Origin of the sequence: Micromonospora sp. NPDC018662, from assembly GCF_044391475.1 — a bacterium.
In the GTDB taxonomy this organism is placed as follows: domain Bacteria; phylum Actinomycetota; class Actinomycetes; order Mycobacteriales; family Micromonosporaceae; genus Micromonospora.
Genome location: NZ_JBISAC010000010.1, coordinates 180,303 through 196,877 on the forward strand (window position 1 = coordinate 180,303; position 16,575 = coordinate 196,877).

Here is a 16,575-nt window from a genome sequence, read left to right on the forward strand (position 1 = left end):
TCCCTCCCCCGAGTCCGGGATGACCGGCGCGGACGTCCGGGCCGCCGCCGCCGCGATGACCGCCGTGCTGCTGCCGGCCGCCGGCCGGGACTGGACGGTACGCGCGGGCGACCTGGACTGGTCCTGCTGGACCACGACCGCGCACGTCGCGCACGACCTGGCCGGGTACGCCGGTCAGGTGGCCGGCCGCCCCACCGACGGTTACCTCCCGTTCGACCTGCGGGTGCACCCGGACGCGCCGCCGGCCGAGGTGCTGGCCGTGGCGGGTGCGGCCGCCGGGATGCTCGCCGCGTCGGTGGACGCCGCCGGCCCCGGTGACCGGGGTTGGCACTGGGGCCCCTGCGACCCGGGTGGCTTCGCGGCGATGGGGGTGGCCGAGATCCTGCTGCACACCCACGACGTGACCCAGGGCCTCGACCTGCGCTGGTCACCGCCGGCCGCGCTGTGCGCCGGGGTGGTGGAACGGCTGTTCCCCGACGCGCCCGCCGGTGACCCGGTGCCGGTGCTGCGGTGGCTGACCGGCCGCGCGCCGCTGGGCGACCGGCCGCGCCGGACGTCGTGGACGTGGCGGGCCGCGCTCGACCGGGGCGGGCCGGGCTGACTGCCCCTGCCCGGGGCACGGTCAGTTCGTCGGGTCGGGCGCGCTGGTGAACGCGGTGACGTGGTCGGCGGTCCACTGGCGGAACGTCCGCGCCGGCGTGCCGAGAACGTGTGACACCGTGGCGGTGACGTGTGCCGGATGTCCCACCGTGGCGCGCCATGCGGCCAGCAGCATGTCCACGGCGGGGCGGGCGGCTTCCGGGGCCCCGCGCCGGAACTCGTCGGGCGACAGGTCCTCGAACGCGATCGGCCGGCCCAGGGAGTCGCCGATGATGCTGACCTGTTCGGCCTGACTGAGCGACTCGGGGCCGGTCAGGACGTAGTCGCCGCCGGCGTGCCCGTTCTCGTACAGGGCCCGCGCGACGACCGCGGCGACGTCCCGATCGTCGACCGGGGCTGTCTCGGCGGCGCCGTACGGCCACCGGACCGCACCGTCGCGACGGATCGCCGGGGCCCACCAGTGCAGGGCGTTCGATGCGAACATCCCGGGTCGGACGATCGTCGCGTCGAGGCCGGTCGCCGCGATGAGCTGCTCGATCTGGACATGCAGCGCCGCCATCGGGTTCGGTTGCTGGAAGAACGGGTGGGGGGTCCGGTGTGGTGCGGACAGGTAGACGACCCGTCGCGGGTGGGCGGCCAGCCGGTCGACGACGGCCGGCGCGGTCCGCGGTGGGGCGGTCCAGACCAGGAAGACGGAGCTGACGGCGGTCAGTGCGGTGTCGAGCGATTCGGGCACGGTGAGGTCACCGGTGACAACCTCGACCGCGGTGGGCAGCGTCGCCGCCGACTCGGGGCGGCGTACGAGGGCACGGACCGGCACGCCCGCCTCGATCAGTTGGTGGATCACGGCGCGGCCGATCCGGCCGGTCGCCCCGGTGACGAGCACCGTGTCGGTACGTTCCATGGAAACCATGAAATCGTTACCGGGTTAAAAATGCAACCCGGTAACTTTTGTTACCCTGCCATGGTGAGCGAGCCGGGCGGGCTGCGGGCCCGCAAGAAGGCGCAGACCCGGGGCGCGATCGCCGACACGGCGATCGCGCTGTTCCTGGCGCGCGGATTCGAGCCGGTGTCGGTGTCCGACATCGCGGCGGCGGCCGAGGTGTCGAAACCGACCCTGTTCCGCTACTTCGCCAACAAGGAGGACCTGGTCCTGCACCGGTTCGCGGACCACAACGGTGAGGCCGCCCGCGTGGTACGCGACCGTCAGCCCGACGTCGCGCCGATGACGGCGCTGCACCGGCATTTCCGGGCCGGCCTCGACCGCTTCGAGCCGGTCACCGGCCTCAACGACCACCCCCAGGTGGTGGAGTTCCACCGGCTGGTGTTCGGCACGCCGAGCCTGGCGGGACGGCTCATGCAGTACCAGCTCGACGACGAGGAAGCGCTGGCGGCGGCCCTCGGGCCGGGCATCGGGGCGCGGCTGCAGGCCGCCCAGGTGGTCGCCGTGCACCGCGTGCTGGCGCGCGGCAACTGGCAGAAGATCGCCGACGGGCGACCCGCGCGCGAGGTCCACCCGGAGGCGGTCACCGACGCGGACCGTGCCTTCGCCCAACTGAGCCGGGCGGCGGGCGCTGCCGATGGCCGGCCAGCACGGCTACCCTCGGGGCCAGTCGGCAAGAGTCTTACGGACCCCGTCGATCTGGGCGGACGTGAGGCGGTATAGCGCGAAAACGGCATCGTGGTTGAGCGCGTGTGATCATGGCAACCACCTTGGTGCCGACGACATCGTCGAGATGCAGGACCGGCCCGATGTCGAGCACCACAGGATTGCTCGCACGGGCGAAGCGGACAAGCTGGACGCGGACGGCTTGTTCGTGGCGATGAACCTCGCGATGAGGGCCTGACCGCCGGCGAGAGCAAAGCCGTGGCGAGCGGCCGCGGCCAGCGCGATGCGGGCGACCTCGTGCGGGAACGGATCGGGGATGAGCGGCATCAGGCCGCGATGTCCTGGACGCGCAGCACCCGGTGGCGTTCCTCCCAGGCGCGGCGGACGCCGCGAGGCAGGTAGAGGGTGGACCAGAGCCTCGTGAGGGTCGGCCCGTGCAACCAGCTCCGCAGCTCGTCGATGCGGACGGCTTCCGTCAGCACCGTCTCGTGCATCCAGGCCAGCACCCCGGGTTGGTCGAGGTTGACGTGCCGGTCGGGCTGCCAGAACAAGCGATGCGGCAGCTCGACGATCCCGGCGGTCGGACCGTTCAGCTCGCTCGGATCGTCCGCCACGACCGCGCGGCGTCCCGGGCGGGCCTCGTAGGGTCTACGCGAGCTGCGTACAGGGCAACCGCTCTGACCTGCGGTAGGCGTCAGCGACGCCACCAACGCCAACGCCACCGGCGCCGGGTGCGGGTGGGACGCGCGGCGGGCGGCGCCGGCTCGACCGGCGCGGCGGTCACCACAGGCCGCCGGCGGTCGGCCCGCCACCGCCGTACCGCCTCGTCGACGTTGACCGGGCGGACCACCACCCGGGGGCCGGTCGGGGCGCGCAGCCAGGCCACCACCTCGGCGTTGAGCACTGCCACGTACGACCGGACCGCCTCCTCGGTGGGCAGGTCGCGCAGCTCGGCGGGGAGCTGCTCGACGCGGCGGCGCAGTTGCAGCGGGGTGGGCAGCATCAGGTCGGACGGGATCTGCTCCCGTTCCATGAAGCTGCGGATCCACCACCCCTCGTCGTACGGCTGGTCGCGGCCCGGGATCGGTTTGCCGGCGCCCGGCAGGTTGTCGAACTCGCCGCGCTCCTGCGCCGAGCGGATCTGCGCCTCGACCGCCGCCTCCCAGCCTGTCGTCACCGCCGTCACCTCCCGCTCCCACCGTATCCGTCGGTTCCCGACCATGGTCAGCGTCGGAGCGTGCGGAGGTGTTCCCGGCGGCGCGTAGTGTTCCGCCGACGGAAGGGAGCGGCGGCGTGCGCGACTGGCTGATCGGCCTCGGCGTGGCGGCGGGATGCATGGTGGCGAGCTGGGCGGTGCTGGTGCTGGCGGCCCGGCGACTGCCGCCCGGCCTGCTGCGTGACCTCGCCGCGTTCGTGCCCGACTGTCTGACCACGGTGCGGCGGCTGCGCCGGGACCCGCGGGTGCCGCGCCGGGCCCGGATCGCGATCGTCGTCGCCGGGGTGTGGCTGGCCAGCCCGATCGACCTGATCCCGGAGTTCCTGCCGGTGATCGGTCCGCTGGACGACATCGTCGTGGTGGCGCTCGCGTTGCGCTACGCCGGGCGGCAGGTGCCCCGGCAGGTGCTGCTCGACGCGTGGCCGGGCGAGCCGCGCCTGCTGCTGCGCCTGCTCGGCGGCCGGTGACCGGTCAGGACCGCAGACGGACGTGCCGGTGGCCGTCGCGGGGGAACGGCGGACGGGCCGGCATCACCTCGGCGAACGCGTACCCGCTCTTCTCCGCCACCCGGCAGGAGGCCGGATTGTCGATCTGGTGGAACAGTTCCATGCGGGTCAGCCCGGCGGCGGCGAAGCGGGCGAACGCCCAGCCGGTGACCGCGTCGACGGCCCGGGGCGCGACGCCCCGGCCGCGGGCCGGGGCCGCGGTCCAGTAGCCGACCTCGGCGGCCGGCCGCCCGGGCTGGACCTCCTTGAGCACCACGCAGGCCACCAGCCGCTCCCCCGCCGGCGTGTCCTCCAGCACGGCGAAGCTGAACCGGCGGTCGGCGGCCCAGCCCTGCCGGCTGCGGTGCAGGAACGTCCGCGCCTCGGCCCGGGTGGTCACCGGCCGGCGGGTCCAGGCGCGCAGCACCGGGTCCCGGTAGGCCTCCAGCAGCGCGTCGGCGTCACCGTCGCGCCACGGTCGCAGCAGCAGGCCGGGCGCGGTCGGGGTGGCGGCGGCGGACAACACGACGGACATCGTCCGAGTGTCGCGCGTCACCGGGGGTGAACGCGAGGCCGGCACGCGGGTCAGGGTGACGGTTCGCGCAGCACCGCCACGCCGCCGGGCGCGACGATCACCTGGTCGTCGACCGGCTCGCCGGTGAGCAGGTCGTGCCCGGCGGCCGGCACCCGCTGCGGACGGTCGGTGTGGTTGAGCAGGAACAGCCAGCTCCGGTCGCCGTCGCGGCGGCGTACCGCCTCGACGCCGGGCGGCGCGGCCGGGCAGGTCGGGGTGACGCCGGCGAGCCGGGCCGCCTCGATGAGCAGCCGGCGGTACGTGTCGTCGTCGGGTCGGGTGGAGACGTACCAGGTGCGGGCGGCGCCGACCCGGTGCCGGGTGACCGCCGGACGGCCGTCCAGCACCCCGCCGATGTACGCGGTGATCTGTTCCGCCCCGGCCAGGTGCACGGTCTCCGACCAGATCCGGCCGTACCCGCCGCTGGTCAGCGGCACCCGCTCGTCGTCGGCGAGCGGGTGGAACTCCTCGACCCGCACGCCGAGCAGGTCCCGGTAGGCGCCCGGGTAGCCGCCGAGGCGGACGCGGGCGTGCTCGTCGGCGACGCCGCTGAGCCAGGTGACCAGCAGGTGCCCGCCGGCGTGGACGTGCCGGCGCACCCAGTCGGCGGTGGCGTCGGAGGCCAGGTAGAGGGCGGGCAGCACGAGCAGCCGGTGGCCGTCGAGCGGGTCGCCGGGCACCACCAGGTCGGTGGTGATGCCGGCGTGCCACAGCACCCGGTGCGCGGCGGCCACCTCGGCCGGGTGGTCGAGGCCGTCGCGGGGCATGCCCGGGTGCCGCAGCGCCCAGCCGCTGGCGGCGTCGTGGGCGATGGCCACGCGCGCCTCCACCTGGCCGGTCGCGGTGCCGGCGAGCCGGCCGAGCGTGGCGCCGAGGCCGGTGGCCTCGCGGAACACGCGGGTGTCCGCGCCGGCGTGGGACACCACCGCGGAGTGGAACCGTTCGGCGCCGCCGGCCGGGGCACGCCACTGGAAGAACATCGCCCCGGCGGAGCCACGGGCGACGTGCGCGAGGCTGTGCCGGGTCATCCGGCCCGGCTCCTTGGTGTGCATCCGCCCGGCGGTGTGGATCTGGTTGGGCGCGCTCTCCATCAGCAGCCACGGCGCGGGGTGGCCGGCGCCGTGGCGGGCCCAGCCGCGGGCCAGGTCGGCGGCGAGCGCGGTCTGCTCCTCCGCGCCGCCGTCGACGCGGTCCGGGTAGTGGTCGACGGCCACCAGGTCCACCTCGCGCGCCCAGCGGGCGTGGTCGACCGGCACCCAGTCGCCGAGCACGTAGTTGGTGGTGACCGGCACCGCCGGGTTCGCCGCCCGCAGCAGGTCCCGCTGCTCGGTGTACGCGGACAGCAGCGTGTCCGACCAGAAGCGACGGACGTCGAGCAGCTGGCCCGGGTTGGCCAGGTACTGGGTGGCGCGGGGCGCGCCGACCTGCGCCCAGTCCGAGTAGTGCTGGCCCCAGAAGCTGGTCACCCAGGCGTCGTTGAGCGCGTCGAGGTCGGCGTACCGGTCGGTGAGCCAGCGGCGGAACGCCGTGTCGGCGTGCGCGCAGTGGCAGGTGGTGCCGTACTCGTTGTGCACGTGCCACAGCGCCAGCGCCGGGTGGTGGGCGTACCGCTCGGCCAGCACCCCGGCGATGCGGAGGGCGGCGGCGCGGTAGGCGGGCGCGGCGGCGCAGTAGGTGTCCCGGCTGCCGTGGTGCAGGCGTACGCCGTCGGCGGTGACCGGCATCGCGTCCGGGTGGTGCAGCGTGAACCAGGGCGGCGGGGACGCGGTGGGGGTGGCCAGGGCGGCCCGGATGCCGGCGGTGTGCAGCAGGTCCAGCACCTCGTCGAGCCAGTCGAGGGTGTAGCGGCCGGGTGCGGGTTCCAGGCGGGACCAGGCGAACACGCCCACGGTGACCAGGTTGACCTCGGCCGCGCGCATCAGGGCGACGTCCTCCCGCCACACCTCCGGTGGCCACTGCTCCGGGTTCCAGTCTCCGCCGTAGCTCAGCCGACCGTCGCTCCACAGCGCTTTAGTTGTCATCCCCGTCAAAATAAGAACAGGTGAGGACGAAAGTCAATGCGACTGATCATTGACAGTTAGTTGTGGTTCCCAAGAAACTTGCGGGACCGCCCGTGTGGCCGCGAGGAGACGCCCCATGCCGTACCGCCCGCCCCTGGTCCCGTACGAGACGTTCGTGGCCGACCCGCCCGACCTGCCGGTCCGCACCCCCGGCGAGGAGGGCGCCGACGACGTGCTGCGGGCCGAGGTGGCCGCGACCGACCCGCACGGCGTCACGCTCACCGCCACCTGCGCCTCCGGCCGCACTCTGGTCGCGCGCGTCGAGGCCGCCGGGGACGGCATCGTCCGGGTACGCCTCACCGACGACCTCTCGGTGCGCAGCCGCTCCGCCCGGGCGCTGGTGCTGACCCGGCCCGCACCGCGCCCGGCCGAGGTGACCGTCGACGACGCGTACGTCCGGGTGGACGCCGGCGGGGTGTGCGCCGAGGTCCGCCTCGATCCGTGGGGGCTGCGCTTCCTCGGCGTCGACGGCCGGTTGCTGGTGGAAGCCGACGGCGGCACCCGGGACATCAGCGGCCGGCGGCGCACGCTGCCGCTCGGACGCTCCACCGTCGACGGCGACCCGGTCGCCTGGCACGAGAGCTTCGTCGCGCCCGGCGACGAGCGGTTCGTCGGCTTCGGCGAGAAGTTCACCCCGCTGGACAAGCGCGGCCAGCGCCCGCTGATGTGGAACTTCGACGCGTTCGGCGGTGAGTCCGACCGGTCGCACAAGAACGTGCCGTTCTACCTGTCCGACCGCGGCTACGGCGTGCTGGTCGACAGCGGCCTGCCGGTGCAGTTCGACGTCTGCGCCAGCACCCACAGCAGCGTGCAGCTCCTCGTCCCGGACGACCTGCTCGACTACTACGTGCTGGCCGGCCCGACGCCGGCGGAGGTCCTGGACCGGTTCGACGCGCTGACCGGCCGGCCGTACCTGCCGCCGAGGTGGGCGTTCGGGGCCTGGATCTCCTCCGGGTTCTTCCCGGACAACGAGCAGCGCGTGCGGGAGCGGGCCCGCCTCATCCGCGAACGCGACGTCCCGTGCGACGTGCTGCACCTGGACTGCTACTGGCAGGTCGCCGGCCGCTGGTCGGAGCTGCGCTGGGACGAGCAGGCGTTCCCCGACCCGGCCGGCCTGCTCAAGGACCTCGCCGAGCAGGGCTTCCGGGTGTGCCTGTGGATGAACCCCTACCTGATGACCGACAGCCCGCTCTACGCCGAGGCCGAGGCCGCCGGCTACTTCCTGCGCCGGCCCGACGGCGGCACGTACGTCGCGGACACCTGGCACGGCAGCTATCCGGTCTGCGCCATCGTGGACCTGACCAACCCGGCGGCGGTGCGCTGGTTCCAGGGCCTGCTGCGACCGCTGCTGGCGCAGGGCGTCGCGGTGTTCAAGACCGACTTCGCCGAGGCGGTGCCCGCCGACGCGGTGGCGTACAACGGCATGACCGGCGTCGAGCTGCACAATGTGTACGCGCTGCTGTTCAACGACGCGGTCGCCGACGTCACCGAGGAGGTCGCCGGCCACCGCACGGTCTGGGCGCGCTCGTCGTACCTGGGCGGGCAACGGCACAGCGCCCAGTGGAGCGGCGACGTCAACGCCACCTGGCCGGGAATGGCCAGCACGCTGCGCGGCGGGCTGTCCCACGGGCTGTCCGGGGTGCCGTTCTGGAGCCACGACACCGGCGGCTTCCACGGCACGCCGGAGGCCGACCTCTACGTGCGCTGGACGCAGTTCGGGGCGCTGTCGCCGCTGGTGCGGCTGCACGGCACCACCAGCCGGCTGCCGTGGGACTTCCCCCCGGAGGCGGAACGGCACGCCGTGGCGGCGCTGCGGCTGCGGTACCGGCTACTGCCGTACCTGTGGTCGGCGGCCGTGGACGCGGCCCGCACCGGCAGCCCGATGCTGCGGGCGCTGCTGGTCGACACCCCGGACGACCCGACCGCCTGGGCCACCGACCTGCAGTACCGGCTCGGCACCGACCTGCTGGTGGCGCCGGTGCTCGACCCGTCCGGGGAACGCGCCGTCTACCTGCCGCCCGGCGACGACTGGCTGGACGCCGCCACCGGGCAGCGCCACGCCGGCGGCCGACACCTGCGGGTGCGGGCGCCGATCGACCGGCTGCCGCTGTACGTGCGGCACGGCGCGCTGATCCCGGTGGCGCCGCCCGCGACCACCGTCGCCGAGGGCCCGTTCCGCGACGTCACGCTGGTGGCGTGGGGCGGGACCCACGGCCTGACCGTGGTCCGCGACGACGACGGCGACACCACTGTCACCGCCACCCGCGACGGCGACACCCTGCGGGTACGCGTGGACGGCCCGCTGGACGTGCGCCGGGTCAGCGTGGTCGGCGCGGACGCGCCGCGCCGGATCGTGCTCGACGGCGAGCCGGTCCCGGTGACCCCGTTCGCACCGTGGTTCGGCGGCTGAACCGCCCACGCGGGAACCGTGCCGATTTAGTTTAAGCTTTAGCCGAACCCGAGGGACGGCGGCGCAGGAGGCGGGGCAGCACGTGATCAGCATCGACCGGTCGGTCCAGACGGCCGACCTCGGCGACGTGCGGGTCGCCAACCGAGCCGTGGTGCTGCGGCACGTCCGGCTGCACGCGCCCTGCTCGCGCGCCGACGTCGCCGCGCGCACCGGGCTCAACAAGGCCACCGTCTCCAGCCTGGTCGGCGAGCTGATCGAGCGTGGGCTGCTGCGCGAGACCGGGCTGACCGAGAACCGGGTGGGCCGGCCGGCCACCATGCTGGTGCTCGACGGCGCCCGCTACGTCGGGCTCGGCCTGCAGATCGGCGCCGACGAGCTGGTCGTGGTCGCCGCCGACCTGAGCGGCGAGCGGCTGCTCACCTGGCGACGCGCGTTCGCCGCCGCGACCGCCGGCCCGGAGGAGACCGTACGCGCGCTCGCCGCGCTGGCCCGTCGGGCGACCAGCCGGGTCACCGGCGCCGGCCGCACCGTGCTCGGCCTCACCGTGGGCGTGCCCGGCCTGGTGGACGCCGACGGCGCCGTCCCGCTGGCGCCCGCGCTGGGCTGGCGCGGCGTGCCGCTCGCCGCCGAGCTGCGCCGTGCGCTGCGTGAGCCGGGCTTCCCGGTCGGCGTGGACACCGACGCCAACCTCGCCGTGTCGGCCGAGCTGCGGCACGGCCCGTACGCCGGCACTGCCGACCTGGTGCACCTGACCGGCGGGCTGGCGGTCGGCGCCGGCCTGGTCAGCGGCGGCCGGCTGCTGCGCGGCGGCCGGGGCTTCGCCGGCGAGATCGGCCACCTGCCGGTCCTGGCCGACGGTCCCCCGTCCGCGACCGCCGACCCGGCGTGCCGGTGCGGCCGCCGCGGCTGCCTCGCGGCGGTGGCCGGCGTGGACGCCGTGGTGCGTCGCGTGCTGCCCGACGCCGCGCAGGACGGCCCGGTCACCGACTACCTGCCGGAGATCGAACGGATCCAGGCGCTCGCCCGCGCCGGGGACGAGCCGGTGCGCGCCGGGCTCACCGAGATCGGCCGGCAGCTCGGCCACGCGGTGTCCGTCCTGGTCGACCTGCTCGACCCGGAGGTGGTCGTGGTGGGCGGGCACCTGGCGACGCTCGCGCCGTGGCTGCTGCCGGCCGCCCGCGCCGAAGTCGCCGCCCGCACCCTCGCGCCGCCGGGCGGGGTTCGGCTCGAGCCCAGCACGCTGGGGTCGGCCGCCAGCGCGCTGGGCGGCGCCACCGCCGCACTGGCCACCGTGGAGGCCGGGCAACTACCCGCCGCCTGACCCTTGACCGCACCGGCCCCGGGTGCCAACCTCGGTAGCGCCGCTTCCGGACCGGGCAATCCGTGGCGGCATGTTTTCCGGCGGTTGTCGAAGCGCTTCACCACCGCTCCGGGCCGACCCGCCGGCCGACCACCCCACCCCTTTCTTCGTGCGTGCCGCCGTCCACCGGCCCGGTCGTTGAAGCGCTTCGACGACCGGGTGCGCGACCCGCACGCCCACCGGAGGCGCCCACCATGACCCACCCCACGCCCCACCGCGTCGACGACCTGCTCACCCGCCTCACCGTCGGAGAGAAGCTCGGCCTGCTGCACCAGTGGCAGGCACCGGTCCCCCGGCTCGGCCTGCCGGCGTTCCGCACCGGCACCGAGGCGCTGCACGGCGTCGCCTGGCTCGGCGAGGCCACCGTCTTCCCGCAGGCGCTCGGCCTGGCGACGAGCTGGAACCCGGACCTGATCCGGGCCGTCGGCGCCGCCGTCGGCGACGAGGTGCGGGCCAAGCACCGGGCCGACCCGCACCGCGTCGGCCTCAACGTGTGGGCCCCGGTGGTCAACCCGCTGCGCGACCCCCGCTGGGGCCGCAACGAGGAAGGCTGGTCCGAGGACCCCTGGCTCACCGGCCGGCTCGCCACCGCCTACGCGTCCGGGCTGCGCGGCGAGCACCCCACCCGGCTGCGGACCGCGCCGACGCTCAAGCACTTCCTCGGCTACAACAACGAGACCGACCGGGCGGTCACCTCCAGCGACCTGCCGCCACGCGTGCTGCACGAGTACGAGCTGCCGGCGTTCCGCGCGCCGCTGGCCGCCGGCGCGGCGGTCGCCGTGATGGCGTCGTACAACCTGGTCGACGGCGTGCCCGCGCACCTGAGCCCGCTCATCGACGGCGAGCTGCGCGGCTGGGCCGACGACGAGGTGATGGTGGTCGGTGACGCCGGCGCAGTCGGCAACCTCGCCGGCATGCAGGGATACCTGCCCGACCACGTGACCGGCTTCGCCGCCGCGCTGCGCGCCGGCGTGGACAGCTTCACCGAGGACGACGAGGACCCCGGCCCCACCGTCGCACGGCTCACCGAGGCGCTGGCCCGCGGCCTGATCGGCGAGTCCGACGTGGACCGCGCGGTCCGGCGGATCCTGTCGGTCCGGCTGCGCCTGGGCGACCTGGACCCGCCCGGCCACGACCCGTACGCCGACGTGCCGGCCGACGTGGTGAACTGCCCGGCCCACCGGGAACTGGCCCGCGAGTCGGCCCGCCAGTCGGTCGTGCTGCTGTCCAACGACGGGCTGCTCCCGCTCGCGGCCGACCTGCGGGTCGCGGTGCTCGGCCCGCTCGCCGACACGGTGCACACCGACTGGTACAGCGGCACCCTGCCGTACGCGGTCAGCGCGTACGACGGACTGCTCGGGCGGCTGCCCGAGGTCACCACCCACCCCGGCGCGGACCGGATCACGCTGCGCGTCGGCGACCGGGCCGTCCGGTGCGTCGACGGCGGGCCGCTGACGCTCGCCGACGCCGCGCCGACCGAGTTCGACGTGGACGACTGGGGGCAGGGCGTGGTGGCGCTGCGCGCGGCCCACCACGGCCGGTACGTGGGCGCGGACGACGCCGGGGCGCTGGTCGACGACCGTCCCGGCCCCGGCGGCTGGGTGGTCCGGGAGACGTTCCGCCTCGACCACCGGCCCGACGGCACCGTCCTGCTGCACCACCTCGCCACCGGCCGGCACGTCGGCGTCGACCCGGACGGCCGGTTGAGCGTCGCCGCCGGTGAACCCGCCGCGTTCACGGTGGAGCTGCGCGTCGACGGCGCGGCCGAGGCCGCCGCGCTGGCCGCCGCCGCCGACGTGGCAGTGGTGGTGCTCGGCAACCACCCGATGGTCAACGGCCGGGAGACCGAGGACCGGGTCGACCTGACGTTGCCGGCCGGCCAGCGGGAACTGCTGCGCGCCGTGCACGCCGCGAACCCTCGCACCGTGCTGGTGCTGACCAGCAGCTACCCGTACGCGGTGGGCCGGGAGACGGCGCACCTGCCGGCGGTGCTGTGGAGCGCCCACGGCGGGCAGGAACACGGCAATGCGCTGGCCGACGTGCTGCTCGGCGCGGAGGACCCGGGCGGGCGGCTGACCCAGACCTGGTACGCCGACACCGCCGAGCTGCCCGACCTGCTCGACTACGACGTGATCGGCGCCGACACCACCTACCTCTACCACCGGGGCGAGCCGCTCCACCCGTTCGGCCACGGGCTCAGCTACACCGAGTTCGACTACGCTGCCCTCAGGGTGAGCACCGCCACGGCGCACGCCGGCGAGGAGGTGGAGGTGAGCGTCGCGGTCACCAACACGGGCCGCCGCCCGGGCACCGACGTGGTGCAGCTCTACACCCGGCAGCGGCGCTCCCGGGTCAAGCAACCACTGCGGCAGCTCCGCGACTTCGCCCGGGTCACCCTGGAACCGGGGTGTTCGGCCCGGGTGACGCTGCGGCTGCGTACCACCGAACTGGCCTGGTGGGACGAGACCCGCGCGGCCATGGTGGTGGAGGACGCCACCCACTCGGTGCTGGTGGGCCGCTCCGCCCGGGACATCCGGCTGGTCGGCGCCGTCGCCGTGCACGGCGGCGACCAGGCCGCCGCGCCGGCGGCGGGTCGCTCCGGGACGGCCCGGTGAGCGGCCGGCCGGCCGGCGAGCAGGTCACGATCGCCGACGTGGCCCGCCATGCCGGGGTGGCGGCGAGCACCGTGTCGTACGTGCTCAGCGGCAAGCGCACCATCTCGGCGGCGACCCGGGCGCGGGTGCTGGCCAGCGTCCGCGCCCTCGGCTACCACCCGAACGCCGGGGCGCGCGCCCTGGCCAGCCGCAAGGCCAACGTGATCGCGCTGGTGCTGCCGCTGCGCACCGGCATGCAGGTGCCGGTGGTGATGCGCTTCGCCACCGCGGTGGTCACCACCGCCCGCCGCTACGACCACGACGTGCTGCTGGTCACCGCCGACGAGGGGCCGGCCGGGCTGCACCGCATCGCCGGCAGCGCGCTGGTCGACGGCGTGCTGCTGATGGACGTGGAGCTGGAGGACTCCCGGGTGCCGCTGCTGCGGGAACTGGCGCTGCCCGGCGTGCTGATCGGGCACCCGGCCGACAGCACCGGCCTGGCCTGCGTGGACCTGGACTTCCGGCGGGCCGGGGAGGTATGCGTCGAGCACCTGGCGGGGGCCGGGCACCGGCGGATCGCGCTGCTCGGCGCCCCGGCCGCCGTCTACGACCGGGGCACCGGCTTCGCCCACCGGACCCGGGCCGGCGTGGTGGCCGCGGCCGACCGGCTCGGCGTCGACGCGGTGACCCGGCCCTGCGAGGAGGGCCCGGCGGCGGTACGCCGGGACCTGGCGGCGTTGCTCACCGACCACCCCGACGTCACCGGGCTGGTGGTGCAGAACGAGTCGGCGGTCGAGCCGGTGCTGGCCGCGCTGCCGACGCTGGGCCGGCGGGTGCCGCGCGACGTCTCGGTGGTCGCGATCTGCCCCGACGAACTGGCCGAACCGTCCGGGTTGACCTGCGTGCCGGTGCCGGCCGAGGAGGTGGGCCGGCAGGCGGTGACGTTGCTGATGCGGCGGCTGGGCGACGAGCCGGTGCCGGAGGTGACACTGCTGGAACCCACGCTGACCGTGCGCGACACCAGCCGGTGAGCCGGCCCTGGTCAGCCGCTCTGCAGCAGGAGCAGGAACCCCGGACGGGGGTTCGCGATGACGCTCACGTTGGCCGCCACGACCACCAGCGCGGCCACGGCCAGCACGGCCAGCAGCAGGCCGAGCCACCGGCGTGGCCGCCACGACCGCACCGCGAGGCCGGTCAGGGCGGCGGCCAGGAGGCCGACCAGCGTGCCCTTCACCACGTGCCACCGCACGTACTCGTCGAGCATCACGCCCAGCGCGGGCGACACCGGGCCGTTGTCGAGCTGGTCCCGAACCTGGGCCAGCACGACCAGTCGGGTGTCGGCGGGGCCGGCCGTCAGATGCGGCAGGAGCGTGCCGAACGGCGACACGGCCCCCTGGACGTTGGCGATCAGCAGCACCGCCGCGGCGAGCGCGAGCGCCCCGAGCGGCAGCCGGAACCGTCGGGCCCGGTAGGTCAGCGTCACCAGCGCCGCGAGCAGCGGCACCGCGATCAGCACCCGGATCAGGTGGTAACGGAACTGGTGGTCGACGGCGTGCTGGAGGTCGGGCGGGAAGTCCGGGCCGCCCGCGGACCAGTAGGCGAGGAAGGCGCGCGGGAAGTCGTCGAGCCGGTCGGGGCCCAGCGCGAGCGGGGCGAGGAAGAACGCGGCGGCCAGGAGCACGGCCATGGTGCGGAGCCCGACGTCGCGACGCCGGGCGGTGGTGGTGGGCAAGGGAACTCCTAGTCGGATCGGCTGCGCAGATAGGCGAGCACGGCGAGGACCCGCCGGTTGGTGTCGTCGCTCAGCGGCAGGTTCAGCTTGGTGAGAAGGTTGCCGATGTGCTTGGCGACACCGGCCTCGGTCAGGGACAGGATCCGGGCGGTGGCCGCGTTCGAGTGACCCTGCGCGATCAGGCTGAGGACCTCGCGTTCGCGGGCCGTGAGCTGTCTGAGCGGGTCGCGGCGGCGTTGCATCAGTTGCCGGACGACCTCGGGGTCGATCACCGTGGCGCCGTCGGCCACCCGGCGCAGGTGCCCGGCGAACTCGGCCACGTCGCCGATGCGGTCCTTGAGCAGGTAGCCGATGGACCGGCCGGAACCCGAGGCGAGCAGTTCCCCGGCGTAGCTGTGCTGCACGTACTGGCTGAGGGCGACCACCGGGAGCCGGGGGTCCTCGGCGCGCAGCGAGACGGCGGCCCGTAACCCCTCGTCGGTGTGGTTCGGCGGCATCCGGACGTCGGTGACGACGAGGTCCGGGCGGTGCTCGTGGACGGCGGCCAGCAGCGCGGGGGCATCCCCGACCGCGGCGGCGACCTCGATGCCGAACCGGGGCAGCATCGCGGTCAGCCCCTCCCGGAGCAGCACCGAGTCCTCCGCGATCACGACGCGCACGGCAGCTCCACCCGCAGGATCGTCGGGCCGCCGGGCGGGCTCGACATCAGCAGCCGGCCGCCGGCCGCCGCGGCCCGGTCGGCGAGTCCGGTCAGCCCGGATCCGCGTGCGGGGTCGGCGCCGCCGCCGCCCTCGTCGCGGACCTCGACCACCAGCCGCTCGGCCGCGCGCCGGGCGGTGACGGTGACCTCGCTGGCGGCGGCGTGCTTCACCGCGTTGGCCAGGGCCTCGGAGATCGCCGCGTACGCGACCGCCTCCACCTCCGCCGGCAGACGTGACGGGGCGACGTCGACGCGTACCTCGAGGCAACTCGCCGCGGCCAGTTCCTCCACCGCGGCGCGCAGGCCCAGTTCCCGCAGGGTACGCGGGCTGATGCCGCGAATCAGGTTCCGCAGTTCGGCCATCAGCGTCTTGGCCTGGTCGTGCGCGGAAGCCATCGCGGCAGCGGCCGGCGAGGACGGCGGCAGATCGAGCCGGGCCATCCCGATCTGCATGGTCAGGGCAACCAGGCGCTGTTGGGCGATGTCGTGCAGGTCCCGCTCGATGCGCAGCCGTTCGGCGTCGAACGCGTGCACCAGCCGGGTCCGGGACCGGGCCACCTCGACCAGTTCCTCGGACGGCTCCGGATACAGCAGCACCCGGGCCAGCGCGGCGTGCGCGCCGCCGAACAGCGCGGTCAGGTAGAGCAGGGCCGGGATCAGGAGCAGGCCGCCGCCGGCGCGTGCGACGATGCCGGGCAGCGAGTCGGCGACCGAGATCCGGTGTTCCACCGACAGCGGCGTCGACACGACGAGCAGCCCGACGATCCCGAGCACGCCGAGCCAGATCGGTCCGACGACGCCGAGCAGGACCATGTAGGCCACGGCCCGCCAGGTGGCCGGGTCGGTGTAGAGCGCGCCGCGGCGCCCGGGCGGCGGTGGGGTGTCACCGGCGAGCCGCAGCCGCCACCGCTCGGCCCGGGCCATGGAGAGCGCCAACTGCGGCCCCAGCAGCGCGAGCAGGCCCACCCCGACCAGTCCGAGGCAGGCCGCCACGATCAGGTAGTCACCGGTCCGCCCGGTGTGCAGGAGCACGGCGGCCGAGATCAGCGGTGTCAGCGGCACCGCCAGGCCGAGCCACAGCAGGCCGGCGGCGACCGCCGTCGTGGCGGAGTAGGCGAACCCACGCCATGGCCAGGCCGAGACCAGGAACCGTCGCCCGGTCACCGCCCTGAGCAGCGTGTCTGTCATGTGCCCAGGTTAGGGGCCGCCTTTCGCCGCGGACAGCACGCTGGGGC

Annotated in this window: 16 protein-coding genes; 8 read left to right on the forward strand and 8 right to left on the reverse strand. The window is 75.1% G+C overall.

Annotated features, from left to right (window positions below; genetic code table 11):
* Positions 1 to 19: 19 nt before the first annotated feature.
* A complete protein-coding gene (locus tag ACH495_RS25600; RefSeq protein WP_396860241.1) occupies positions 20 to 601 on the forward strand; it encodes a hypothetical protein in 582 nt (193 codons plus the stop codon).
* 21 nt (positions 602 to 622) lie between these two features.
* On the opposite strand, the gene ACH495_RS25605 is transcribed toward ACH495_RS25600, so the two are convergent.
* The gene (locus tag ACH495_RS25605) at positions 623 to 1,504 is read right to left on the reverse strand and encodes an NAD(P)H-binding protein (protein ID WP_396860242.1); all 882 of its coding nucleotides are present in this window, start codon (positions 1,502 to 1,504) and stop codon (positions 623 to 625) included.
* A 60-nt stretch (positions 1,505 to 1,564) separates the two neighbouring features.
* Here ACH495_RS25605 and ACH495_RS25610 point away from each other — a divergent pair, with 60 nt between their 5' ends.
* Complete coding sequence (locus ACH495_RS25610) at positions 1,565 to 2,266, forward strand: TetR/AcrR family transcriptional regulator (protein ID WP_396860286.1); 702 nt, start codon at positions 1,565 to 1,567, stop codon at positions 2,264 to 2,266.
* 19 nt (positions 2,267 to 2,285) lie between these two features.
* Positions 2,286 to 2,447: a hypothetical protein gene (locus ACH495_RS25615; RefSeq protein WP_396860243.1), complete on the forward strand. Its 162-nt coding sequence runs from the start codon at positions 2,286 to 2,288 to the stop codon at positions 2,445 to 2,447.
* Positions 2,448 to 2,535: 88 nt separating this feature from the next.
* Here ACH495_RS25615 and ACH495_RS25620 read toward each other — a convergent pair whose 3' ends face one another.
* Both ACH495_RS25620 and ACH495_RS25625 read right to left on the reverse strand, forming a co-directional pair.
* Entirely contained in the window at positions 2,536 to 2,823 is a 288-nt protein-coding gene (locus ACH495_RS25620) for a hypothetical protein (RefSeq protein WP_396860244.1), read from the reverse strand.
* 80 nt (positions 2,824 to 2,903) lie between these two features.
* Positions 2,904 to 3,386 carry a DUF1992 domain-containing protein gene (locus ACH495_RS25625; RefSeq protein WP_396860245.1) on the reverse strand — a complete coding sequence of 161 codons (483 nt, stop codon included), beginning with the start codon at positions 3,384 to 3,386 and terminating at the stop codon, positions 2,904 to 2,906.
* Between the two features lie 116 nt (positions 3,387 to 3,502).
* Here ACH495_RS25625 and ACH495_RS25630 point away from each other — a divergent pair, with 116 nt between their 5' ends.
* A complete protein-coding gene (locus tag ACH495_RS25630) occupies positions 3,503 to 3,892 on the forward strand; it encodes a YkvA family protein (RefSeq protein ID WP_396860246.1) in 390 nt (129 codons plus the stop codon).
* Positions 3,893 to 3,896: 4 nt separating this feature from the next.
* On the opposite strand, the gene ACH495_RS25635 is transcribed toward ACH495_RS25630, so the two are convergent.
* Entirely contained in the window at positions 3,897 to 4,445 is a 549-nt protein-coding gene (locus ACH495_RS25635) for a GNAT family N-acetyltransferase (protein WP_396860247.1), read from the reverse strand.
* Positions 4,446 to 4,495: 50 nt separating this feature from the next.
* Complete coding sequence (locus ACH495_RS25640; protein ID WP_396860248.1) at positions 4,496 to 6,505, reverse strand: beta-galactosidase; 2,010 nt, start codon at positions 6,503 to 6,505, stop codon at positions 4,496 to 4,498.
* 115 nt (positions 6,506 to 6,620) lie between these two features.
* Between ACH495_RS25640 and ACH495_RS25645 the strand changes: the two genes are divergently transcribed.
* The 4 genes from ACH495_RS25645 to ACH495_RS25660 all read left to right on the forward strand — a co-directional run bounded on the left by ACH495_RS25645 (position 6,621) and on the right by ACH495_RS25660 (position 13,939).
* A complete protein-coding gene (locus tag ACH495_RS25645; protein WP_396860249.1) occupies positions 6,621 to 8,954 on the forward strand; it encodes a TIM-barrel domain-containing protein in 2,334 nt (777 codons plus the stop codon).
* Positions 8,955 to 9,036: 82 nt separating this feature from the next.
* Entirely contained in the window at positions 9,037 to 10,275 is a 1,239-nt protein-coding gene (locus ACH495_RS25650) for an ROK family protein (protein WP_396860250.1), read from the forward strand.
* Positions 10,276 to 10,508: 233 nt separating this feature from the next.
* Positions 10,509 to 12,929 (forward strand): beta-glucosidase, encoded by a 2,421-nt coding sequence (locus ACH495_RS25655; RefSeq protein ID WP_396860251.1) that lies wholly within the window; start codon positions 10,509 to 10,511, stop codon positions 12,927 to 12,929.
* A complete protein-coding gene (locus ACH495_RS25660; protein ID WP_396860252.1) occupies positions 12,926 to 13,939 on the forward strand; it encodes a LacI family DNA-binding transcriptional regulator in 1,014 nt (337 codons plus the stop codon). The genes ACH495_RS25655 and ACH495_RS25660 overlap by 4 nt, the downstream gene beginning before the upstream one ends.
* 11 nt (positions 13,940 to 13,950) lie before the next feature.
* Here the strand turns inward: ACH495_RS25660 and ACH495_RS25665 are convergent, their stop codons facing one another.
* From ACH495_RS25665 to ACH495_RS25675, 3 genes are read right to left on the reverse strand one after another with little or no spacing between them, the layout of a single operon-like run.
* Complete coding sequence (locus ACH495_RS25665) at positions 13,951 to 14,640, reverse strand: hypothetical protein (protein WP_396860253.1); 690 nt, start codon at positions 14,638 to 14,640, stop codon at positions 13,951 to 13,953.
* Positions 14,641 to 14,648: 8 nt separating this feature from the next.
* A complete protein-coding gene (locus ACH495_RS25670) occupies positions 14,649 to 15,245 on the reverse strand; it encodes a response regulator transcription factor (protein WP_233219694.1) in 597 nt (198 codons plus the stop codon).
* A gap of 41 nt (positions 15,246 to 15,286) precedes the next feature.
* Positions 15,287 to 16,528: a histidine kinase gene (locus ACH495_RS25675; RefSeq protein ID WP_396860254.1), complete on the reverse strand. Its 1,242-nt coding sequence runs from the start codon at positions 16,526 to 16,528 to the stop codon at positions 15,287 to 15,289.
* Between the last annotated feature and the right edge of the window lie 47 nt (positions 16,529 to 16,575).

Coding starts and splice junctions, on each gene's coding strand:
- ACH495_RS25600 (WP_396860241.1), top strand. CDS start 20: ATGACCGGCGCGGACGTCCGGGCCGCCGCCGCCGCGATGACCGCCGTG.
- ACH495_RS25605 (WP_396860242.1), bottom strand. CDS start 1,504: ATGGAACGTACCGACACGGTGCTCGTCACCGGGGCGACCGGCCGGATC.
- ACH495_RS25610 (WP_396860286.1), top strand. CDS start 1,565: ATGGTGAGCGAGCCGGGCGGGCTGCGGGCCCGCAAGAAGGCGCAGACC.
- ACH495_RS25635 (WP_396860247.1), bottom strand. CDS start 4,445: ATGTCCGTCGTGTTGTCCGCCGCCGCCACCCCGACCGCGCCCGGCCTG.
- ACH495_RS25640 (WP_396860248.1), bottom strand. CDS start 6,505: ATGACAACTAAAGCGCTGTGGAGCGACGGTCGGCTGAGCTACGGCGGA.
- ACH495_RS25645 (WP_396860249.1), top strand. CDS start 6,621: ATGCCGTACCGCCCGCCCCTGGTCCCGTACGAGACGTTCGTGGCCGAC.
- ACH495_RS25655 (WP_396860251.1), top strand. CDS start 10,509: ATGACCCACCCCACGCCCCACCGCGTCGACGACCTGCTCACCCGCCTC.
- ACH495_RS25670 (WP_233219694.1), bottom strand. CDS start 15,245: ATGCTGCCCCGGTTCGGCATCGAGGTCGCCGCCGCGGTCGGGGATGCC.
- ACH495_RS25675 (WP_396860254.1), bottom strand. CDS start 16,528: ATGACAGACACGCTGCTCAGGGCGGTGACCGGGCGACGGTTCCTGGTC.